At 60.9% G+C, this 20,773-nt stretch carries 20 protein-coding genes; 8 read left to right on the top strand and 12 right to left on the bottom strand.

Features of this window, described 5'->3' with window-relative positions:
- Window positions 1-50: 50 nt before the first annotated feature.
- Window positions 51-905 carry an SDR family oxidoreductase gene (locus BMI87_RS17530; RefSeq protein WP_078522909.1) on the bottom strand — a complete coding sequence of 285 codons (855 nt, stop codon included), beginning with the start codon at window positions 903-905 and terminating at the stop codon, window positions 51-53.
- A 163-nt stretch (window positions 906-1,068) separates the two neighbouring features.
- Between BMI87_RS17530 and BMI87_RS17525 the strand changes: the two genes are divergently transcribed.
- From BMI87_RS17525 to BMI87_RS17500, 6 genes are all read left to right on the top strand, one after another.
- Complete coding sequence (locus tag BMI87_RS17525) at window positions 1,069-2,838, top strand: thiamine pyrophosphate-requiring protein (protein WP_078522908.1); 1,770 nt, start codon at window positions 1,069-1,071, stop codon at window positions 2,836-2,838.
- Window position 2,839: 1 nt separating this feature from the next.
- The gene (locus BMI87_RS17520) at window positions 2,840-3,940 is read left to right on the top strand and encodes an enolase C-terminal domain-like protein (RefSeq protein WP_078522907.1); all 1,101 of its coding nucleotides are present in this window, start codon (window positions 2,840-2,842) and stop codon (window positions 3,938-3,940) included.
- A gap of 69 nt (window positions 3,941-4,009) precedes the next feature.
- On the top strand, window positions 4,010-4,996 hold the full coding sequence (locus BMI87_RS17515) for a hypothetical protein (protein WP_078522906.1): 987 nt from the start codon (window positions 4,010-4,012) through the stop codon (window positions 4,994-4,996).
- Window positions 4,993-5,616 carry a gluconate 2-dehydrogenase subunit 3 family protein gene (locus BMI87_RS17510; protein ID WP_078522905.1) on the top strand — a complete coding sequence of 208 codons (624 nt, stop codon included), beginning with the start codon at window positions 4,993-4,995 and terminating at the stop codon, window positions 5,614-5,616. The genes BMI87_RS17515 and BMI87_RS17510 overlap by 4 nt, the downstream gene beginning before the upstream one ends.
- Window positions 5,598-7,259 (top strand): GMC family oxidoreductase, encoded by a 1,662-nt coding sequence (locus BMI87_RS17505; RefSeq protein ID WP_371326892.1) that lies wholly within the window; start codon window positions 5,598-5,600, stop codon window positions 7,257-7,259. The genes BMI87_RS17510 and BMI87_RS17505 overlap by 19 nt, the downstream gene beginning before the upstream one ends.
- Window positions 7,260-7,320: 61 nt before the next feature.
- Entirely contained in the window at window positions 7,321-7,503 is a 183-nt protein-coding gene (locus BMI87_RS17500) for a hypothetical protein (protein WP_078522903.1), read from the top strand.
- Window positions 7,504-7,769: 266 nt separating this feature from the next.
- On the opposite strand, the gene BMI87_RS17495 is transcribed toward BMI87_RS17500, so the two are convergent.
- From BMI87_RS17495 to BMI87_RS17460, 8 genes are all read right to left on the bottom strand, one after another.
- Entirely contained in the window at window positions 7,770-9,224 is a 1,455-nt protein-coding gene (locus BMI87_RS17495; protein WP_078522902.1) for an MFS transporter, read from the bottom strand.
- Between the two features lie 302 nt (window positions 9,225-9,526).
- Window positions 9,527-10,324, bottom strand: coding sequence for an SDR family NAD(P)-dependent oxidoreductase (locus BMI87_RS17490; protein WP_078522901.1), 798 nt, complete (start codon window positions 10,322-10,324; stop codon window positions 9,527-9,529).
- A 21-nt stretch (window positions 10,325-10,345) separates the two neighbouring features.
- Window positions 10,346-10,675, bottom strand: coding sequence for a hypothetical protein (locus BMI87_RS17485; RefSeq protein ID WP_078522900.1), 330 nt, complete (start codon window positions 10,673-10,675; stop codon window positions 10,346-10,348).
- Window positions 10,668-11,318 carry a Gfo/Idh/MocA family protein gene (locus BMI87_RS17480; RefSeq protein WP_078522899.1) on the bottom strand — a complete coding sequence of 217 codons (651 nt, stop codon included), beginning with the start codon at window positions 11,316-11,318 and terminating at the stop codon, window positions 10,668-10,670. The genes BMI87_RS17485 and BMI87_RS17480 overlap by 8 nt, the downstream gene beginning before the upstream one ends.
- A 27-nt stretch (window positions 11,319-11,345) precedes the next feature.
- Entirely contained in the window at window positions 11,346-12,452 is a 1,107-nt protein-coding gene (locus BMI87_RS17475; RefSeq protein ID WP_246832731.1) for a mechanosensitive ion channel family protein, read from the bottom strand.
- 428 nt (window positions 12,453-12,880) lie between these two features.
- On the bottom strand, window positions 12,881-13,225 hold the full coding sequence (locus BMI87_RS17470; protein ID WP_078522898.1) for a hypothetical protein: 345 nt from the start codon (window positions 13,223-13,225) through the stop codon (window positions 12,881-12,883).
- Window positions 13,226-13,355: 130 nt separating this feature from the next.
- Entirely contained in the window at window positions 13,356-14,003 is a 648-nt protein-coding gene (locus BMI87_RS17465) for an exopolysaccharide biosynthesis protein (RefSeq protein ID WP_256376245.1), read from the bottom strand.
- 208 nt (window positions 14,004-14,211) lie between these two features.
- On the bottom strand, window positions 14,212-14,901 hold the full coding sequence (locus BMI87_RS17460) for a hypothetical protein (RefSeq protein ID WP_078522896.1): 690 nt from the start codon (window positions 14,899-14,901) through the stop codon (window positions 14,212-14,214).
- Between the two features lie 247 nt (window positions 14,902-15,148).
- Here BMI87_RS17460 and BMI87_RS17455 point away from each other — a divergent pair, with 247 nt between their 5' ends.
- Window positions 15,149-15,481, top strand: a complete 333-nt coding sequence (locus BMI87_RS17455) for a hypothetical protein (protein WP_146681654.1) — start codon at window positions 15,149-15,151, stop codon at window positions 15,479-15,481.
- Between the two features lie 230 nt (window positions 15,482-15,711).
- Window positions 15,712-15,939 carry a hypothetical protein gene (locus BMI87_RS17450; RefSeq protein WP_078522894.1) on the top strand — a complete coding sequence of 76 codons (228 nt, stop codon included), beginning with the start codon at window positions 15,712-15,714 and terminating at the stop codon, window positions 15,937-15,939.
- A 575-nt stretch (window positions 15,940-16,514) separates the two neighbouring features.
- Here BMI87_RS17450 and BMI87_RS17445 read toward each other — a convergent pair.
- The 3 genes from BMI87_RS17445 to BMI87_RS17430 all read right to left on the bottom strand — a co-directional run bounded on the left by BMI87_RS17445 (window position 16,515) and on the right by BMI87_RS17430 (window position 20,183).
- Entirely contained in the window at window positions 16,515-18,383 is a 1,869-nt protein-coding gene (locus tag BMI87_RS17445) for an SLC13 family permease (protein ID WP_078522893.1), read from the bottom strand.
- 79 nt (window positions 18,384-18,462) lie between these two features.
- Window positions 18,463-19,890, bottom strand: coding sequence for a relaxase/mobilization nuclease domain-containing protein (locus BMI87_RS22240; protein WP_146681653.1), 1,428 nt, complete (start codon window positions 19,888-19,890; stop codon window positions 18,463-18,465).
- Between the two features lie 2 nt (window positions 19,891-19,892).
- A complete protein-coding gene (locus BMI87_RS17430; protein ID WP_078522890.1) occupies window positions 19,893-20,183 on the bottom strand; it encodes a hypothetical protein in 291 nt (96 codons plus the stop codon).
- Window positions 20,184-20,773 lie beyond the last annotated feature (590 nt).

Below are 20,773 nucleotides of genomic sequence, written 5' to 3'. Positions count from 1 at the left end.
GAGAAATCCGCGCGGGCCGCCGCAAATGTCTGACGGGCCCGCGCGTTTGATTAGATCATCGGCATCCCGCCGGTGACCGCCACGGTCGCGCCGGACGTGTAGCTCGAGCGCGGATCGGCGAGCATCACGTAGGCGGATGCCAGTTCGGCGGGTTGCGCGGGTCGGCCCATCGGCTTGTCTTCCCCGAAATGCGCGACCGAGTCCTCCGGTAGGGTCGAGGGGATCAGCGGCGTCCAAACCGGCCCTGGCGCTACGCAGTTTACCCGTATCTCACGCGGGGCCAGCATTTGGGCAAGCCCCGTAGTGAAGTTCTGAATCGCGCCCTTTGTCGCCGCATAGGCGAGAAGGCCCGGGTTCGGTTTGTCCGAGTTGATCGAGGCCGTGTTGATGATCGCGCCATTTTTCTCCATCACCGGGACAGAGGCCTTGCACAGGTAAAACATCGAATGGATGTTCGTGCGGAAGGTCGTATCCCATTCCTCGTCGGAAATGTCCTCGATCTCGTCGAAATGCATCTGGTGCGCCGCGTTGTTGACGAGAATGTCGAAACGGCCGAAGGCTTCACGCGTGTCGCGGACCAGCGCGCGGCAATGGTCGGCGTTCTGAATGTCGCCCGGCATCACGTAGGCGCGTCGGCCCGCCTCTTCGACAAGTCGGCGGGTTTCTTCGGCCTCGTCGTTTTCTTCGAGATAGGAAATCATCACGTCGGCCCCCTCGCGCGCATAGGCCAGCGCTACGGCGCGACCGATGCCGCTGTCTGCGCCGGTCACGAGGGCGGCCATGCCCTCGAGCCTGCCCGACCCGACATAGCTCTGCTCGCCATGATCGGGGCGCGGTTCCATCTTCTCGGTCGAACCGGGGAGGGACTGCGGTTGCTTGGGGAAGGGAGGTTTGGGGTAATTCATAACCGGCTCCTTTCTGGGTGGGTCTGAACGGACCAACCGGATGCGCGCCGCAATGTTCCTGCGTTTCTTTTACTGGGGCCTCCTCACAGGCTCTTGTCGGAACACTGAGCGAAACAAGCCCGTTTCCTTTTCCTATTCACCCCGAACTGTGGAGGAACTCTTCATGTCCGACACCGTTGCCGATTTCATTCTTACTCGCCTCAAGCAATGGGGCATCACCCGCATCTATGGCTTCCCCGGAGACGGAATCAGCGGCCTCGTCGCAGCGCTCGGACGCGATGACGAGATCGAATTCGTTCAGGCACGTCATGAGGAAAGCGCCGCGTTTATGGCAGTGGCACATGCGAAATGGACCGGCGAGGTGGGCTGTTGTCTCGCGACCTCCGGCCCCGGCGCGATCCATCTGCTCAATGGGCTCTACGACGCCAAGCTAGACCACCAGCCAGTGCTTGCGATCGTCGGCCAGCAGGGACGCAACGCGCTTGGCGGCAATTACCAGCAGGAGGTCGACCTGCAATCGCTCTTCAAGGATGTGGCGAGCGAATATGTCCACACGATGATGGAGCCGGGGCAAGCGCGCCACCTGATCGACAGGGCGCTCCGGATCGCACAGGCGCGGCGCAGCGTGACCTGCGTGATCGCCCCTAATGACGTGCAGGAGGCCCCGGCGGTCGAAGCGCCGCCCCATGCCCATGGCACCGTCCACAGTGGCGTTGGCTATCAGGCGCCCCGCTTGCTTCCGGCGGACAAGGACCTCGCTGCCGCAGCGGATATTCTGAACGCGGGCGAAAAGGTCGGCATTCTCGTTGGCGCAGGTGCGATCGGCGCCGAGACACAGATCACCCAGCTTGCCGAAACGCTCGGTGCAGGCGTCGCGAAGGCGCTTCTAGGCAAGGCCGCACTGCCCGACGATCTGCCATTCGTGACCGGCTCGATCGGACTTCTGGGCACGGAGGCTTCTGACTGGATGATGCGCGAATGCGACACGCTCCTGATGATCGGCTCGCGCTTCCCCTATTCGGAATTCCTCCCCAAGGAAGGGCAGGCGAAAGCGGTGCAGATCGACCTCGACCCGACAATGGTGTCGATGCGCTATCCGATGGACGTGAACCTTGTGGGCGATGCCGCCGACACGGTGGAGGCCTTGTTGCCGCGTCTCAAGCCCAAGACCGACCGGTCGTGGCGCGAGAAGATCGAGAAGAAGACTGCCGAGTGGTGGGAGGGCGTCGAGAAGCGCGTCAAGGAAAGCGCCGATCCCGTCAATCCCGAGCGGTTGTTCTGGGAGGCGTCCTCGCGGCTGCCCGATAAGGCGATCCTGTCGGCGGATTCGGGCAGCTCCGCCAATTGGCTGGCGCGCGCGATTAAGATTCGCCGGGGCATGAAGGCTTCGCTGTCGGGGACGCTGGCGACGATGTGCCCGGGCGTGCCTTATGCAGTGGCCGCGAAGTTTTGCTATCCTGATCGCGCAGCGGTGGCCTTCGTGGGCGACGGCGCGATGCAAATGCTGGGCATCACCGACCTAATTACCGTCTCGAAATATTGGCGCGACTGGGCCGATCCGCGGCTGGTGATCTGCGTGCTGGCCAATCAGGATCTCAATCAGGTGACCTGGGAGCTGCGCGCGATGGCCGACAGCCCTCGTGTCGACAAGACGCAGGACGTGCCCGATATCGACATGGCCGCCTACGCGGAGCTCTTGGGCCTCAAAGGGCTTCGGATCGATCGCACCGAGGAGATTGGCCCCGCCTGGGAGGCCGCCTTCGCGGCGGATCGCCCGACCGTGATTCACGCCACTGTCGATCCGGACGTGCCGACGCTGCCGCCCCATATCACGATGGATCAGGCCAAGTCCTTCATGAGCGCGCTCGTCCACGGTGACTCCGAAACGGCTGGCATCGTGAAGCAGACGATCAAGCGCGTCACGGACCGCTGAGATGACCCTCGGCTCCGACCCGCTGATCGAGGCGGTCGACGTCTCCGCCCTGACGATCCCGACCGATGCGCCGGAATCCGACGGGACGCTGGAATGGGGCGAGACCTCGATGGTTCTCGTCTCCATTTCCGCCGGGTGCGAGACTGGTCTTGGCTACAGCTACACGACCCCCGCGACGGCGGGGATCGTGCGAGACATTCTCATTCCACAGTTGAAAGGGCGCAACGCGCTCGACATAGCGAAGCTCTGGCTGGCGATGGTCCATGCCACGCGAAATATCGGGCGCGACGGTCCCGTCGCGATGGCGATCGCTGCGGTGGATACCGCGCTTTGGGACCTCAAGGGGAAGCTGCTGGGCGAGCCCGTGGCGGCCCTTCTGGGACGCGCGCGCGATACGATCCCGGCCTATGGTTCAGGCGGTTTCACCTCATATAGCGACCGGCAGCTGCGCAGCCAGCTCGAGGGTTGGGTCTCCGAGGGTTTTTCGATGGTGAAGATCAAGGTCGGGCGCGAGCCCGAGCGCGATCCCCACCGGCTGAAACAGGCGCGCAACGCTATCGGCCCCGACTGTCGGCTGTTCATGGATGCGAATGGCGCACAGAACCGCAAGGAGGCGCTGGCGCTGGCAGAGCGCGCTCGCGACTTCGGCGTGGAATGGCACGAGGAGCCCGTCTCTTCGGATGACCTCGAAGGGCTGCGCCTGTGCCGCGACCGGGTGCCGGCCGGGATGAATGTCACGGCGGGCGAATACGGTTTCAATATCGGCTACTTCCGCCACATGCTCGAAGCGGAGGCGGTGGATGTGCTGCAGGCGGATGCCACGCGCTGCGCGGGCATCACGGGCTTCATGGGCGTGGCCGCGCTCAGCGCCGCGCATCAGGTGCCACTGTCTGCCCATTGCGCCCCCGCGCTGCATCTGCACGCCTGCCTCGCCGCGCTGCCCGCAATCCACCTCGAATGGTTTCACGACCATGTCCGGATCGAGGGGATGCTGTTCGACGGCGCGCCCGAGCCTGAGAACGGCCAGTTGCGCGACAATGGCGAACCGGGCTTCGGGCTGCGCCTACGCCCGCGGGAGGCAGAGCGGTTCCGACAGGCCTAAGCACAGATCCCGGCGCATGGTCTCGCGCTGGGACGAGAGAGGTTTCGGCAGGAGGAAAGGGAACGCGCAATGACCCATGACAAGATATATGACACGTTTCGACGCCGCACCCGGCGCCCCGTCGGCGGCATCGGGCTGGGTGCCATCGTCGCGGGCGTGGGCCTTGGTCTCGTCGCCGCCGGGATGGCCGCGCGCCGCCCGCGGTCCGCCAACCCGGTGAAGCGGTCGCGCAACAAGCGCGAGGCGCTGCGGCTCGGGCGGGACGGGGCCGCAATCATGGGTGCCAGCGTCCTCTTCGATAGTGCGCTGGAACATCTGCGGGGCGATTTTCGCCGCGACGAGATGTATGTCGCCCCGCTGACAGGGGCGACCGCGATGGCCGCCGCCTTGGCGGAACCTCGGCGCAGCAAGCGTGGCCGAATGCTGGAGGCGACGCATCTCACCTCCGTCGGGATTGGGGTTGCCGGCATGGGGTTTCACCTGCGCAACATCAGCCGTCGGCCCGGCGGGGTCTCGTGGAACAACCTGTTCTACGCAGCCCCGCTTGGCGCGCCCGGGGCACTGATCATGAGCGGCCTGTTCGGGATGGTGACCCACCGGATGGCCCAGACCGAGGGCTACGAGCATCTGCACGGGCGCGAACTGGCCTTCCTCACCGCGCTCGCGCTGGTGGCGGAATCCGGGGAGGTCACGTTGCTGCATTTCCGCGGCGCGTTCCATGACAAAGCGATGTATCTGCCGGTCACGCTGCCGCCGCTTACCGCTGCCGGGCTGATGGCGCAGGCGATCTATCCGCATCGTCAGTTCCGGCGTCGGCTTACCTTCCTGCTGCGTGCGGTCGAGGGGCTTGGCTATGTCGGCACCGGCTTTCACGCCCTCGGCGTCGCGCGTAACTCGGCAGGGTGGCGCAACTGGCGACAGACGACGCTGGCGGGGCCGCCGATGCCCGCGCCGATCAGCTTCGCGGGGCTCGGCAAGACCGGGCGCGCGGCGCTCGATCTGCTCGCGGTGGGGGAGGATCAACCGCGCCAGAACATGGAAAGGGCAGCGATATGAGCCAATCGTTCCGCACCCCGTATCCCGGCTATGACGTGCTCGACAAATGGGAGAGCCCGTCCTTCGACGACCAGACACGCGAGGTTCTGCGCGCGCGGCGTGATCCGCCGCCGCGCCGCTTTCTTGACCCGAAACAGTTCACTCTTTTGGAGGCGCTCTGCGCGGTGGTGATCCCGCAGCGCCGCCCCGAGCCCGTGCCCATCGCGCCCTTCATCGATGCGGCCCTGCACGCAGGTCGCGGCACCGGCACGCGGTTCGCCACGATGCCGCCCGAGCGCGAGGCATGGCTGCGCGGGCTTGAGGCGATCGACGCCGAGGCGCGCGCGGCGTTCGACGGACGCGGATTTTGCGAGCTCGACCGGCCCGAGCAGGCGCGCCTGCTGCGCGCCATCGATCGCGGCGACTGTCGCGCGCCCGAGGCATGGCAGGAGATGCCGCCGCAGAAATTCTTCCGCGCGCTTCTGCTCAAGCGGATCGTGCAAATCTATTACAGCGCTCCTGCCGGGATGAGCGAGATCGGCTATGGCGGCCCGGCATCGCCACGCGGCTATGTCCGACTCAAAGCCGGCCAGATCGACCCTTGGGAGGCGCCCTTCGGAACATGGGAGGACCAGGCATGACACAAGACGCGCCCCGCAATGATCGCCCCCGCGCGGTGAACGGCCAGGCCCCGGACGTATTCAAGCGCGAAGGGCAGGTGCCGATGCGCGAATATTCTCAGAGCGCGCCGGTCGATTTCGTGATCGTCGGTGCGGGATGCGGCGGATCGGTTCTTGCCGCGAAGCTTGCCGAGGCCGGAATGTCGGTGGTGCTGTTCGACGCCGGTCCCTTCTTCCAGCCCAGGCGAGACTTCGCGTCCGACGAGCGCGAGCAGGAGAAGCTCTACTGGCTCGACCCGCGGATCTCGGATGGCGACGATCCGATCGAGTTGGGCGCAAACAATTCCGGGCGCGCGGTCGGCGGATCCTCGGTGCATTTCCAGATGGTGTCGCTGCGCTTCCGCCCCGAATGGTTTAAGGCCCGCTCGAAACTGGGCTACGGTCGCGACTGGCCGGTCGATTGGCGTGAGATGTGGCGCTACTATGACGAGGTCGAGGAGGCGCTGAAGATCTCTGGGCCGATCCGCTACCCGTGGGGGCCCGATCGCGGGCGCTATCCCTATCGCGAGCATGAGGTAAACGAAGCCGGTCTGGTGTTGGCGCGCGGGGCAGAGGCGCTTGGCGTCGACTGGGCGCCGACTCCGCTTTGCACCGTCTCCGCACCGCGCGGGAAATCGCCGCCCTGCGCCTATCGCGGCATGTGCAAGATCGGCTGCTCGATCAACGCCAAGCAGAGCATGCTGATTACCTATGTTCCGCGCGCGATCAAGGCGGGCGCCGAGGTGCGAGATCTGGCGATGGTGGGGCGGATCGAAACCGGTGCAGACGGGCGCGCGACCGGGGTGAGCTACTATCGCGATGGGAAGTGGCGCTTCCAGAAGGCTGAGAATGTGGTAGCGGCAGGCTATTCGATCGAAACACCGCGCTTGTTGCTCAACTCGTCGACTGCTCAGCATCCCCAGGGTCTCGGCAATGCAGACGGACTCGTGGGGCGCAATCTCATGGTGCATGCGAACGACGCCGTATGGGGCGAGTTCGACGAGGAAATTCGTTGGTATAAGGGGCCCCCATCGATGGCGACCTGTGAGCATTGGAATTATGCCGACGACGACCCGAGCAAAAATTTCGATGGTGGTTATTCCTTCATGAGCCAGGGACCGTTGCCCGGAGATTTCGCCGGGACTTTGACTTCATCTACGGGAATGTTCGGGGATGACCTGCTCGAAGCCATGGGGCGTTACAATCGGATGGCCGGGCTGAAGATGGTCGGAGAGTCGATGCCACAGGTCGACAATCGCGTGACCTTGGCTGACGAGACGGATGAACTTGGGCTCCCACGAGCCAAGGTCACGCATTCTTTTTGCGACAATGACAGGCGTCTGCAGGGACATGGGAGGAAATTCATGTCACGAATGATGCGTGCTGCAGGTGGCAAAAATCTGTTTGAAACGCAGAGCACTGCACACTTGATGGGTGGCTGCCCGATGGGTGACGATCCCGAGACCTCGGTCACCGACGATATGGGGCGCGTGTGGAATGTCGATAATCTCTGGATTTGCGATGGTTCACTCATGCCCACAGGTGGCGGTGTCAACCCGGCGATGACGATCCTCGCCAACGCCGCGCGGATCGCGGACAGGATTATTGATGCGCGCTTCGACTGACTATCTGGCGCATAGGGGGCCGCAGTCGGCTGCAATGGAAAAAGGGAGTGGCGAGGAAATCATGAAGATCAAAGTTGAATATTCAGGTGGGTTGCGAGCGGACAAGAATGTGGACCAACTGCCGAAGGTTGATGACCCTTTCGAGGGAGAGTTCGTAGAAAACGTCACCAGATATTCGCCGGTAAAGGTCGGATATGCGGCCTATGTTCGCCTCAAAAAGGAACGCGGAACGACCTCTGAATGAAGAAATGCGGGTCGATCCGTCTCAATGCTGGTGAGGCTCAAAACAGCATTTTTGGAGGACTAGAAGACATTCAGCGTCTCAGTCGTCATTGGGCTGGGCGTCGAGAATGTCGAACAAACGATTCACCAGGTTTCCCTGCTGCAATAACATGGTTCTCAGCCCCGGAAACCGCGCCCGAGCCGCGCGCGCATGGCGATCGCACGGCTCGGCATCGACATATGCTCATGTTTCGGGTCGCTGGCTTCGCGGTTTCCGGCACAGGTCCGTTACTGGCTCGCCTCCTCGGCGGAGAGAGGATCTGCCACGTCCTCCAAGGACTCCTGTTCGGCATCGATACCGATGACCGCTTCAGTGACGGCGGCCACTGTCATCAGTGCACCGGCGAAGAGGTAGCCGTAGAACACGTTCCAGGCGGAGCCAGTATCGATCAGCATACCGAACACCCAGGGCGAAACGATGCCGCCAGCCGCGGTGCCGATCGAATAGAAGATTGCAATCGCGAGCGCACGTGTCTCAAGCGGGAAGACCTCGCTCACCGTCAGATAAGCGGAGCTTGCGGCTGCCGAGGCGAAGAAGAAGATCACCGACCAGAGCGCCGTGAGCGTAATGGCGGTCAGGTAGCCTTGGGCGAACATGTAACCGGTAGCCATCAGGATGGCTGCGGACAGGCCGTAGCTGAGCGAGATCATCACCCGGCGGCCGATCTTGTCGAACAGCCGACCCAGAACGATCACGCCAAGAAAGTTGCCGATGGCGAAGGGCACGAGATAGAGCCCAGTGCTCTTTGAGGGGACGTCGAAGAAGTTCGACAGAACGAGCGCGTAGGTAAAGAAGATCGCGTTGTAGAGAAACGCCTGCGAACTCATCAGGACGAGGCCGAGCAACGCCCGTTTCCGGTGCGTCGAGAACATCGCTTTGACAATTTTTATCAGAGAGAAGGATTTCTGCGGCCGGATCTTAATCTTGTCGTCGTCCGGCACCTTTGAGAGTTCTTCGCCGGTTTGCTCGCTCGTGCGCTTCTCGATGTCGCTCACGATATCCTCGGCCTCATCCAGCCGGTCATGCGTGGCGAGCCAGCGCGGGCTCTCGGGAAGATGGCGGCGCATGTAGAGGATGATGCCGCCAAGCACTGCCCCGATGCCGAAACCGAGACGCCAGCCCATATCGACCGGGAGATAGTCTGGGTTGAGCAGCACGATTGTCGATAGCGCGCCGAGCGCGGCACCGAGCCAGTAGGACCCATTCACGCCAAGCGCGACCTGACCGCGCACGCGGGCAGGGATCATCTCGTCGATCGTCGAATTGATCGCGGCATATTCGCCGCCAATGCCAAGACCGGTGATGAACCGGAAAGCCCCGAAACTCCACAGGTTCCAGGAGAAGGCTGTCAGGAGTGCACCGACGAGATAGACGGCGAGCGTGATGAAGAAGAACATCTTACGCCCGAAACGATCCGTGAGATAGCCGAACAAGAGCGCGCCAAGAACCGCCCCGGTGATGTAGAAGGACGCGATCATCCCGATCTGCGAACTCGTGAAGCCGAGGCTCTCGGGCTCTTGAAGGACGCTGGAGACGGCCCCCTTGAGGGTGACTTCAAGCCCGTCGAGAATCCAGGTGACGCCGAGCGCGACGATGATCGTCAGGTGGAACCGAGACCACGGCAATCGATCCATACGAGCGGGAATGTCTGTTTGAACCGTTTGCCCTGTCGCGCCAGCCATGACAGCCTCCTCTTAGATCAAATTTTCCTAGGTCAATTGCTTTTGACCACAACGCGAGCTGATCAGGGATGTTCCTGTGGAGGGGGGCAGGTTTTCTGGGCTGCAATCATTGAGCTGCCAGAGATGCGCAAACGTAAGGGGCGCTCACGGCAGCGGAGAAATTTCGCGAAAATCAGAGCCAAACGCTTGACGATCCTGCCGAAATTAGAGGGTCGCGGAAGCCGTCTCGAGGTCACGCAGGATCATAGTGATGCCGATCTAGCGGGTGATGCGTTTCTTAATATTTGTCCAATCTTTGACTATCAAATAGCAATCGCGGCGATGGAGCCTCCATCCACACGGTAGTTGGCGCCGACGACGAAGCTGGCCTGTTCGGAACAAAGGAAGGCGATGGCTGCGGCCACTTCCTCCGGTCTTCCACGCCGCTCCAGCGCCAACCAGGGACGTTCCGACTTCAGGAAGCTCTGGACGGCCTCATCACGGCTGACACCCTCCGCCTCAGCTTTCTGGGTCATCATCCCGTCGGTCATGGGGGTCTCGATAAAGGCGGGGGAGACGCAATTGACCAGCACGCCCCGGCGCGCGGCCACTCCACTCAGCCCCTTGGCGAAATTCAGAAGGGCCGCTTTGGCGACATTATAGACGGCCTCGTTTTCATAAGGCTGCGCCGCATTCTCGGAGCATAGGATTACGACCCGACCCCAGCCACGGTTTTCCATCGTCGGCTCGAAGGCGCGCACGGTGCGGACGACCGACATGAAATCGCTCTCCCACGCGTCATGCCAGTCGCTGTCCGTCATCTCTAGCGGGTGCCCCTTGGCGCCGGTGACACCGGCCGCGCAGACGAGAATGTCCGGCATGGTGAAGCGCTCCTGCGTGGTTGCTGCGAGACCCTTGATCTGGTTTGGATCGCGCAGATCGGCCTGAAGGGCACAGGTGCCGCGGCCGAGCTCCTTGGCGGCGCGGGACACCTCGTCGCCCTTGAGATCCACGAGGATAACCTGCGCGCCCTCGGCCAGCAGCGTTCTGGCGGCGGCCTTGCCGATACCCGAGGCACCGCCCGTGACCAGTGCGGTTTTGCCGTGAAGTCCATAATCCATCGTCGTGCTCCTTTCGCGTGTTCAGTTGAGCCGAAGCCCGAGATCGTCCAGAACCCGGTTGACGCGCGCCGCCTCGCCAGCCGAGACCAACCCCGGTGCGGCACGGCCCTTAAGCGCGCTCAGAAAGGGCACGATGCCGGTGCCCGCATCGAGCGGATCGAGCACCACGCACTCGGTCGGACTCTCGGCCCCGCGCAGTGTCAGAGTCATCTCACCATTCTTCAGCGAAATCGCTCCGGCGTCGCCCACGAGGTCCAACTCGAGCCGCATCCGGGTGTCAGTCCAGCCCGCTTCGACGACGCCGGTAGCGCCGCTCGCAAAGCGAAGGATTGCGGCGCCGTGATCATTCAAGGGCCACCCCAGCGCGTTGCCGGTGAACCGCATTTCCCTTGCGGACGGGGCCCAAGATCCACTGCAAAGCGTCGATCGCGTGCACCGCCTCGTCGACGAACCCGTCGTAGCAGGCAAGCTCCGGGTCGGTCATCCAACAGTCGAGATCCAGCCAATCCGCATAGCCGCCGTCATGATTGAACAGCATCCTCGCCGATCGCACCGTGCCCAGACGCCCCTCGGAAATCCAGTCTTTCGCTTTGCGCAGGGCGGGGAGGGTCCGGAAGAAATACGCGGTGTGCAATATTGCTCCCGCCTTGGCTGATTGCTGCGCCAAGGCCTCGGCGTCGCGAGCGCTGCCGGTGAGTGGCTTTTCCGAAAAGACCGGGAGTCCCGCTGAGAGCGCCGCTCCGATATCGATGGCATGGTGGGCTGTCTCGCTGCAGACGACGGCACCCGCTGCTTGCAAGCCGACAAGCTCGTCGAGCGTCGTGAGCGGCTCGGCGTCAAGCTCGGCACAAAGCCGGTCGCGCCGCTCGAGATCACGGTCATGCACAAACCCGACGCGAAAGCCCCGCGCCTTCATCTGCAGCAGGTGGTCCGGCAGATGCACATGCGCGCCGCCAAGCAGTGCGATGGTCAAAAAGTCTGTATCGTCATCCATGGCATTTCTCCTGGCGTCGGAAGCGGATCAGGCTGGCGTCGCGCCCGTATCAGTCGGTGATGAAAGGAGTTCCGCGCGGAGCCTCGGGAGCGCTTCGGGGTAGGCTTCCTGTAGCCAAGCGATGAGTTTTTCACGCACTTCGCAACGCAGGTCCCAAGCCTGCGGTGAGGTGCGCGCACTCATTAAGCCACGGAGCACGACGGCGTCCTTGTCCGCATCCGTGACCTGAAGGTTGATCACCTGACCGTCCCAATGCGGAGACTCGCGAACGATCTCTTCGAGCTTGTCGCGGACCTCGGTCGTAGGCACCGTATAGTCGAGATACCAATGCACGGCACCAATGATCGACGCATTTTCACGGGTCCAGTTTTGAAAGGGCTGTTCGATGAAATAGCTAAGCGGCACCAGCATCCGTCTCCAGTCCCAGATCCGCACAACAACGTATGTGGCGAAGATCTCCTCGATCCAGCCCCACTCGCCATCCACGATCACCACATCCTCCAACCGGATCGGCTGGGTGATGGCGATCTGGATGCCCGCAATCAGGTTTGCGAGAACAGGTCGCGCTGCCAGCCCGAGGATCAGGCCCGCCGCACCTGCGGAGGCGAACAGGCTTCCGCCATATTTCTGCACTGGCTCGAAGGTCAGTAGCACACCCGTGACGGTAAAGATCACCAGCAGGATCGTGGCGGTTCTCCGTAACACGCGGAACTGCGTGACGAGCTTGCGTGCGGCGAGATTGTCGTCCAGGTCCATCCGTTGGCGACGGATCACGCGGTCGCTCAATCGTTGGGTTACGAGGATGAAGGTCCAACCTATCAGAACGATCAGCAGGATCAGAAATATGTGCCCCAACACGTCCTGTATCCGCCAAGGCAGATCGGTGCGAGGGACAGTGATCGCCAATGCCGCGAGAACGAAAGCCAGCCGCATCGGTCTTTTCGCTTGCCGCAAGGATGAGCCCGCGATGCCATTATCGGCCTCTACCCACCTCCTAAGGATACGAAAGACCGCCCAATGCACTAGCAACGAGAGCAAAAGCGCACCAATTAAGATAATCACAGGCCCGAGCCATTGAGGGCCTTTGGCGACCGCCTCTCGAATGAGTTCAAGAATTCGCATTGCGAGAACCATTGTGTCGTCCAGGCCAGATCATAGAGCCGACGCCTGCCCCGCGCCGAAGCGCAGGCTCCTTGCCGGGATGACTGAAGCGAGTTGCGGGAAGTCGCTCCCACCCCAGAGAATGCTTGGATATGAGAAAGTGTAAGTCTGCAGTTGGCGTTCGCGCCGTCGGTAGCGAAAAGGCCATGCCTGACATCAAGTAGTCAGCCAAAAAGTAGTCAGCCAAAATTGGGTGCTCGATCAGGCTTCGAACGAAATTTGCATATTTCAAGAGGATGCCTCCTGCGAGTTCGATCAGGGAGCTAAGTTTTGTGCACGGTTTCAGCGTATCTCAGTGATCGCCGACCTACGATAATCAACACGCGGGCGTCGCTTCGGTTTCCGCAAACTTTCGATTGGTCCACCTCTTGGGAGACTTTGGTCGCGGGGCTTTTTGGGGTCTAGCTAATAGCGACCCAGGCGACTGCGGAAACGAATAGGACGACGAAGGCAATGGCGAGCAGCGCCCACCGACTCATTCCACCATTAATTTCCGCGGGCCCGGGTTTGCGGTTCTCCGCCACTCCGTGTCGTCCTTCATGTTCCTGTGCCATGCGCACCTGTCGAAGCGAGGGGGACGTTCCGGCCGCTTCGTCATCGGTCCCCAAGGGCGCGGCGGCGGGGTCGCTAAATGCCACCTTGTCGCCGGTGCCGCCGCGGTCGATCGTCTCGCGCAGCTGGCTTGCTTCTGCCGAACCAGAGTTCGCCTTGCCGTCGGGGTTTTCGCGTGCGTCCTTCGTTGTCATCGAGCGCCTCCGGCTTTCAACTGACCCGTCTCGGTCCTTGTGTTAAACGAGAAGTAGGCAAACCAAGTTCCTGCTTGCACAGTCAAAGTCCATCTCGTCGCTAGGAAAACGATCCGTGACATGGTCCGGTTCAGCGCATTATCCATACAGTTCCGCCAGCGATGAACAGCAGAACATAACCCGCTGCGACAACAATGCCGTCACGGCCCAATATTCCGACCGCGAATACTGCGATGGGAAGCCCGATTAGAGGAGTGGCGACGGGAATAGCCCCGAGAATGAGCAACGAACTTCCAGTGACGATGAGTATCACTGCAATCACCGAGACCGAAATGCTACCGCAGGCGAGGGGCTCCCATCTGCGATGTAAATGTCGACGGAGCCAAGCAGCGCCGGGGTTCAGTCTTGCAGCTGCGGTGTGGACACGTTCTGCCGATATTTCGCGCTTCCCGAAGAATTCTGGTAACCAGACGCCATTCCGTCCTAGGAGCGTTTGAAGCCCGATTAGTGCGACTAGCGATCCGAGTGCTCCCCCAATACCAGGGATCAATCCGATCGGCAGGATCATGAAGATCGAGGCGATCATCAGCAGCGGCGCGTGACCTTGGGACCCGATCTCTTCGGTTAATTGGCTAAGTGTAATCGTTTGCCTGCCTCGTGTGAGCCGCTTCACTCGCTCGATCACCTGCGGAACCGCTGACGGACCTGCTTTGGCTTTGCCCTCAGCTGCGCCGGATTTGCTTTCCCCGCTTAACGATTGTTTAGCATTCTCTCTCAGCGAGAATGCAACGGCTCCGCAGGATGAATATTCCCGACTGCGCGGGGGCGCCGCCGGGCGTGAAAGGCCTCCGCGCGGTCCGAGCCAAGAGTTTATTCGTATTCCGCTTATGGTTCGCCTGGGCATCCGCGCGACGCTCCCGTGAAGGGGGTGACCTCGCCTGCATTCGGTGGCGTCATTCGACCCTACATGGACTCACCAGCTCTCATTAGCTATGGCGGAGCGAGGAGGGGCTCGCACCACGCACGCGTCGGTTGCCGTCATCGGCTGTGAGGAACGCGCGTGCTTCCTGCTCCAGCACCTCTTCGAGGCGGGACGACAACTCGCGACGCTTGCGGAAGCTTCGCAATTGCACGGTAGAGAGGGTCTGTGGCAGGTAACGTTGGTGCTCACCTGCGTGGTAAACGTCGAAACTGAGTTGCCCTGCTGTCAGCATGTTGGAGCGGCCGTTTTCCGCCAACACTGTGAAGACGACCGACTCTATGTTCTCCGCGCCTTCAGGAATTTCGGAGTATTCCAGAGCCACGCTCACCAAATCTGAGATCTGTCCGAGGTCGCGATACTCTGCGGTTTTCAGCGGACCCTTGACGGATCTGCCGGGTTCCGTGTCGGGAAAGGGTGCGAAGCCTCCGGTGTCGCTGGCAATGGAGTGGTAGGTCTTTTCGTCGACTTCGAGGTCGACCAACAAGGCTTTCACAAAGATAGGCTCGGCCCCCATATTCCCCAGCATTAAATGTCCGTGCTCGTGTCCGCCGGCAATCCGGGTCAACAGCAGCTTCGAGCGCCGCTCGCGCCGGAAGTTCTGGAGTATAAGCTGGAGATAGATCAACCAGACCATCGCGGTGACGATCTGCACGATGATGCTAACAACTTGTTGGTTGTCGACTAACCACTCCATCTCTCTCTTCTCAATCAGGCCCTCGCGTTCACGTTGGAGCAACGCCGTAACCGTGCGAATGGGTCCGAAAGAGGTATGGCGCGGATTTCGGGGAAAAGGGTGCCGATGGATTTTGAGGTGGACCGGAAGGAACAATTCACTAATCTGTCTGGGTCGTCTGCGGACGATTGTGCGAGCATGATTTTGAGCATCGCTCAGACTTACGGCAAACTGTTTTGCTGTAGATTTTATGATCGAAGGCTTTGGCATGGATATTTATGTGGACGAGAAGCAAGTCGACCCGGTTGTCTCCCGAAGAATGGTCGAGACGGCCCTGGAAGATTTGGACATGAGCCGGGCCGAAGATGTCAAAACGGCAGTGGAACGCGTGAAGGGCTTTCCGCTCGCGGATCTCTACCTCAGCTCATCACTCGGAGCGGAGGGTCATCCGCACGAAGTTTGGATCGCACGCATGGAAATTCACAGGCAGGCCGAAGCGCTGCGCCGCGCTCATGAGGTGCGGGTTACTATTCTTGTTGGGCTGGCCGCTGTTATCGGGAGCGCCATCGGGGGAGGGGTGCTGCACATCCTTTGGTCTTGAACAGGTGGCGTCCGGCGTGAAGAGGGGGCGGGCTCCGTCAAAGAGGCTAGACATACCAATCGTAAAGGAACTTCACCTTGCGGCTCGCGCGCTGGGGGGGGACTTCGGGAGACCATTGACGCTTCAATGGCCGGGTAACCAAGTGCAGCTAGAGCTTTGGACATTCGAGCATTTCAGGAACCAAGATTGCCTGGCGCTTGTTGAGCATTTGAGAACAAAGGAGACACGCCATGAAATACGGATGGAGACTTCTTTTCGTTCCGCTCTGGGTGCTCTGTATTGCTGGAGCGGTATTAACAGCTTTCCTTGCCTTTGACTGGGTTGGATGGCAAGCCTTCGCTGTCTCGGGTATGATCGGCCTGCTGGCCGGCGTTCCGGCCGGACTGTGGAATACTTTCAAGGTTAGACGCGAAGATCCGGACTGGAACAGGTCGCCTTCGCGAAGCGGTGCGATTTGAGGTTGCCGAGCCGAAGTGTGTCACAACTTTAGTGCCTATACTCAGCAGGGGCAAAAGTGAGGCGATCGCTAGGACGGGGACCGATGGATGTGTAAACACTACGGTGATCCTCTCACTCCATGCTGGTCCGAACTGATCGGCAGGGGGCCAGCTTGAGGACGCGGGATATTGATGCTCGTCGAGCTTATGGCGCGCTCAATCTTGGTTCCGATGACCGCGTGCGTCCCAAGCGTTGGTTGAGTTGCCGAATAACAAAAAAAGCTGGTGAGGTTACGGATCGGCTGCATAGGAGGCGCGACGAAGTGACCGACCTAGCGCATAAACTCAGAACTTGAGGTAGATGCTTGGAAGTTGACAATGATGCGTTAAGCTCAACGTGAGTTGACTTGGCGCTACCGCCATGCCCTGAGTTCGGCATCAACCTGATCAAAAGCTCTGCCTTGTGGTGCCGCGTGAACGGTCCGACGCGCGGCATGGCATAGTCGAAACCTCAGTGCTTTCCTTAGCAGTCGGCAATCGAACTTTGGGAGATTTGGATAATCTCGTTGTTTCGTTTCGCTTGTGCTCGCCTGGGCTTAAAGTGGCCAGACGATCAGCAGCAGCGGCAAGCTTACGGCAACGACGATCACCTCGAGCGGCAGTCCAAGCTTCCAGTAGTCGCCGAAGCGAAAGCCGCCTGACCCGAGGATGAGAGTGTTGTTCTGATGGCCGATCGGCGTGAGGAAAGCACAAGATGCGCCGATAGCCACGGCCATCAGGAAACTGTCAGGGTTCACGTCGAGTGAGGCGGCGATGCCCAGGGCAACTGGCGACAGCACCGCTGCCGTGGCCGCATTGTTTATCAAATCCGATAGGAACATCGTGGTGACCAGAATTGCCGCCAGAGCCGCGATGGCGTTCCCGCGTGCGATCGTCTCGACCAGAAAACGCGCCAGAACATCTGCCGCGCCAGTGGTCTGCATCGCGCCGGCCACCGGGATAAGCGATCCCAGCAGGACGATGACTGGCCAGTCGATGGCTTTGTAGACCTGCCCGGGCGGCACGGTTCGCAGGAGCATCGAGCCCAGAACCCCCAACGTAAAGGCCACGGATGCCGGCAGCAGGCCGAAGGTGGCCACAGCGATAGAGCCAAGCAAGAGGGTGCTGGCGATGATTGCCATTCGCGCATTGGGAAGATGCAAATCGCGCTCTCCCAAAGGCGCGCAGCCGGTCTCGTTCATGAAATCAGCCATGATCTCGGCGGGCCCCTGCATCATCAGCAGATCGCCAGGCTTCAGCTCCAGTGTGCGCAGCCGCGTCCGCGGGGGACGCCCTTCGCGTGAGACGGCCAGAAGATTGAGTCCGTAGCGCGTCCGCAGCCGCAGGTCTGTCGCGGACTGCCCGACGATCGTGGAACCCGGCAGCACTGCGAATTCGCGCAACACGATATCCTCGTCGCGATCCGAAGGCTTCGTCGCTGCATCGGAGTCCTCGGCGGACTTGTTGCTCTCGGCTTCGTCGTTTGCGGTCTGTGGCGTCGGCTCTCCGGCTTTCCTTTCCGCTCGCGCCGACCCGCTCTCTTCCTCTTCCAGCGTGATGCCGAAGGCCGACAATACTTCGCCCAGCTCTTGAGCTTCGGCCTCCAGGATCAGAACGTCGTCCGCCTGTATGCGCCGTCCGCCATGTGGCGCGGTCATCCTCACGTCGTTGCGGATTAGCCCGATGATCTGCGCGCCGCTTTTTTCAATCCCGCGTTCGAACTTGCGCAGGGTCAGTCCCACGGCCTTACTTTTATCCGGCACCCGAACCTCGGTCAGATAGCTGCCAGTGTCGAAACCTGCCTTGCTCATCGGTTTGCGCGCAGGCACGATGCGCCATCCCAGAAGCGCGATGAAAGCCACGCCGACGAAGGCGACCGCCACACCTACGGGGGCATAGTCGAACATACCGAACTGCCCCAATCCGGCTTCGGCGCGAAAGCCCGAGACGATCAGGTTAGGCGGTGTGCCGACCAGCGTGGTCATGCCGCCGAGGATCGTGCCAAAGGCCAGGGGCATCAGCATCTGCCCCGGTGTCATGTCCAGCCGCCCTGCGAGCCGGATCGCGACCGGCATGAGAAGCGCCAGCGCTCCGACGTTGTTCATGAAGCCAGAAAGAACAGCCGAAAGAGCCACAAGCGCCGTCATGCTGGTCAGACGCTTTGCCTCGGAAGGTAGAATTGCCCCCGCCAGCCAGTCTACCGCCCCAGTATTTTGTAACCCCTGACTTAGTATCAGAACGCAGGCCACCGTAATCACGGCAGGATGACCAAATCCCGCGAACGCCGCATCGGCCGGAACCAATCCGGTCAAGACGCAGGCCATCAGCGAAGCCAAGGCAACCAGGTCGTGGCGAAGTTTCCCCCATAAGAACAGCGAGAGGGTTGCGCCGAGGATCGCGAACAAGGTGATTTGTGGCGCTGTCATCACGGCCTCCTTGCCTCGAAACTAGCGAAGAAGGCGTCCATGATACACGGGGTTATTCATTCTTCTGTTGGAAGGGCACTCAACCAAAGCCAAGACCGTCGGCGCAGTCATCTGGTTTAAGGTCCAGCTCCTCAGGAGTTGGGGAGGCAGACGCCGCTCCGATGTTCTGGAATTTATCTGCGAGATTTTGAGCGTCGGGGCCGTCCTTAAGAACTTCGAGGCCTCCGTCCGAGAGCCGCACCACTTCGCTGCCAAGCCTGATATCGATTGCACGATGTTCCGGGCGGCCGACCCACGTCCACCCACTAAAGTTCGCGCTAAACCAAGCCAGGGCACGAGTGAGCCAAGCGCCGTAGGTCAGGGCATCGGAAGCCTCATCGTGCGAAGAAGCAGGTCGAGTTTTCTTTCGATCCGGTCCAGCCGCGCGTCTTGCGCCTCCAGCCGTGCCGACAGATCCATCATCTGCTTGCGACGCTCCTTCTCCGCTTCTTCTTGCCGCAGACGGAGCGCGCGGAGCATCCGCAGCTCCTCGTTCATCAGCGACAACGCTTCGAGGATCCGTGCCCCAATGTCCGATGCGTTTTGCTTCATCCAGTCGAGCAGATCCAGAAGCGACATCAAGCGATCGGTTTTCGTGTCGATCGACTTCCAGAGATCTACGAGGACTTTGAAGCGTGACCTCGGTTTCAGCGATTTCGGCTCTTGCGGCATTCATAAGTTCTTTCAGTTGGGGTTGGATAGGTCGCAGGTTGATAATCAAGCGCGCGGCCGACAGGGCCATGGCGTGAGCGATCCGCGCGTGCAGGTGTTTGGGTTGCCACGCCGTGCCAAGCTCGCTTCCGCGCACAGCGCCGCTCTCGGTCAAGAAAACATAGCTGTCGTGGCCTGATTTCGTGGGCATCCGGGAAAAGCGGACCGGCTCGGGGCCGGCTTTCAGCTGCGTGACCATTTCGTCGAGCGTGAGCGGCGGGTTCGCCCCGAAGACGCGCGTAAGAGCGCGATAAGTAATCTGCGCGGCTTTTGACTTTAGATTCCGGATCGGGGTCGGCGGACGCAACGTCGGGAATTTCGGGTCGAAATATTCGGGGGCCGGTAGGCCGAGAAGTTTTGCGAGTTCTTGGTGCCGGTGATCCGTAGCCCTGCGCGAGAGGTTCGGCTTCAGCGTCTTGCCTGCCAATGTCGTTAGCGCCAGAGCGATGTGAATATGATCACACGTCGCATCCGTATGGCGCACGGCGATCCATGGAACTTGCATCGGCCGAAAGTCCATAAGCTCGAGGAGCGTGATGACGATCTGAAGCCAGAGCGCGTCTTCAGCGCGCATACCCTGCGGAAGCGAGAGTGTGATGTGCAGATAGCCGTGCCGGTCAACCAGTTGACTGAGTTGCTTTCGGGCATCGTGACGGCCGAAGATGACAAGAGTGCCGCCTATGGGCTCCGAGCCGTCACGTAGAACGTAATGCTCTACGAAGCTCGCATCAGAATGCCGTTTCGTGATTGCACGCATCGTCAGAAACCCGCCCACTTGTAGATCGCCGTAGTAAGCTCTTGAACGTTCCTCGAGAGCTGACGACAGGCGCTCTGCGATTTCGCATCGAGCCGGTTGACGGCGAAGCAAAGCTGACCGAGCGCCTCCGCGATTTCAGCGTCGCGGTTTGTCGGTTGCGGCAATTCGCCAGTAGCGCTCCGTCGCAAGTAATCTGCGATCGTCCTGCATCCTGTTGCCTTCACCCTCGCTTCGATGAGCTTCATCTCGCCATCAGAAAGCCGGACTTTAATTTCATGAGGGCGTCGCGCCATTTCAGCAGGTCTCCTGCGTCGCGATCTGCGTATCATCTGCCGCGGGGACGATAAGGCCCAAGCGCTTCTCGAGCCTAGCGTATCGTGCTTCGTGGATATGATGGCTCATGCACATGGCAAGCCTCCTTCATTCACGCAAGAAGCGTGTTATTTCTGTCTTGTTCATTTTGAATTGCGCCGCTTGGGAGCTTAGCTTGAATATACTGCTGCACCGCGTTTTGCGCAGGGTGGAAAAGCGCGAAAAGCGGGGGTTTGGGGCGAAATCGGGGCGATTATTGTGGAAAACTCGATCGCCGCTCCGCCCGAGTCCCGCACGTCACATATGTCGGTGGCCGCTCCTCAAGAAAATCCGTAATTCTCTGCCGGAAAAAGAATTTCAGAAATCGACTTGGGCTCGCGTGACACGAAAGAACCTAAGAGCTGCGCATGGGTGGGCCGGATTTTGAGGAAGCGTGTGGAGTTCCAGTCCAGACCTCCCAGAATGATCGCGGGAGATGCTCTTGCTTCTTGGTATGGAGCCTAAAGCGATCTTTGGCTGGCAGGGGGACGAATACGCTTCGTGACCTCGAAGGCCCTAGGTGAATTGAGAT

Source organism: Thioclava sp. F28-4, assembly GCF_002020045.1.
Classification (GTDB): Bacteria; Pseudomonadota; Alphaproteobacteria; order Rhodobacterales; family Rhodobacteraceae; genus Thioclava; species Thioclava sediminum.
This window is presented reverse-complemented; position numbering and strand designations above follow the sequence as displayed.

Excerpts from the sequence above, each read along its gene's own strand:
- BMI87_RS17455 (WP_146681654.1), top strand. The coding sequence starts at position 15,149 with ATGGATATTTATGTGGACGAGAAGCAAGTCGACCCGGTTGTCTCCCGA.
- BMI87_RS17515 (WP_078522906.1), top strand. The coding sequence starts at position 4,010 with ATGACCCATGACAAGATATATGACACGTTTCGACGCCGCACCCGGCGC.
- BMI87_RS22240 (WP_146681653.1), bottom strand. The coding sequence starts at position 19,890 with ATGCGTGCAATCACGAAACGGCATTCTGATGCGAGCTTCGTAGAGCAT.
- BMI87_RS17490 (WP_078522901.1), bottom strand. The coding sequence starts at position 10,324 with ATGGATTATGGACTTCACGGCAAAACCGCACTGGTCACGGGCGGTGCC.
- BMI87_RS17525 (WP_078522908.1), top strand. The coding sequence starts at position 1,069 with ATGTCCGACACCGTTGCCGATTTCATTCTTACTCGCCTCAAGCAATGG.
- BMI87_RS17530 (WP_078522909.1), bottom strand. The coding sequence starts at position 905 with ATGAATTACCCCAAACCTCCCTTCCCCAAGCAACCGCAGTCCCTCCCC.
- BMI87_RS17520 (WP_078522907.1), top strand. The coding sequence starts at position 2,840 with ATGACCCTCGGCTCCGACCCGCTGATCGAGGCGGTCGACGTCTCCGCC.
- BMI87_RS17445 (WP_078522893.1), bottom strand. The coding sequence starts at position 18,383 with ATGACAGCGCCACAAATCACCTTGTTCGCGATCCTCGGCGCAACCCTC.
- BMI87_RS17510 (WP_078522905.1), top strand. The coding sequence starts at position 4,993 with ATGAGCCAATCGTTCCGCACCCCGTATCCCGGCTATGACGTGCTCGAC.
- BMI87_RS17430 (WP_078522890.1), bottom strand. The coding sequence starts at position 20,183 with ATGGCGCGACGCCCTCATGAAATTAAAGTCCGGCTTTCTGATGGCGAG.
- BMI87_RS17500 (WP_078522903.1), top strand. The coding sequence starts at position 7,321 with ATGAAGATCAAAGTTGAATATTCAGGTGGGTTGCGAGCGGACAAGAAT.
- BMI87_RS17460 (WP_078522896.1), bottom strand. The coding sequence starts at position 14,901 with ATGGAGTGGTTAGTCGACAACCAACAAGTTGTTAGCATCATCGTGCAG.
- BMI87_RS17470 (WP_078522898.1), bottom strand. The coding sequence starts at position 13,225 with ATGACAACGAAGGACGCACGCGAAAACCCCGACGGCAAGGCGAACTCT.
- BMI87_RS17495 (WP_078522902.1), bottom strand. The coding sequence starts at position 9,224 with ATGGCTGGCGCGACAGGGCAAACGGTTCAAACAGACATTCCCGCTCGT.
- BMI87_RS17505 (WP_371326892.1), top strand. The coding sequence starts at position 5,598 with ATGGGAGGACCAGGCATGACACAAGACGCGCCCCGCAATGATCGCCCC.
- BMI87_RS17480 (WP_078522899.1), bottom strand. The coding sequence starts at position 11,318 with ATGGATGACGATACAGACTTTTTGACCATCGCACTGCTTGGCGGCGCG.
- BMI87_RS17475 (WP_246832731.1), bottom strand. The coding sequence starts at position 12,452 with ATGGTTCTCGCAATGCGAATTCTTGAACTCATTCGAGAGGCGGTCGCC.
- BMI87_RS17450 (WP_078522894.1), top strand. The coding sequence starts at position 15,712 with ATGAAATACGGATGGAGACTTCTTTTCGTTCCGCTCTGGGTGCTCTGT.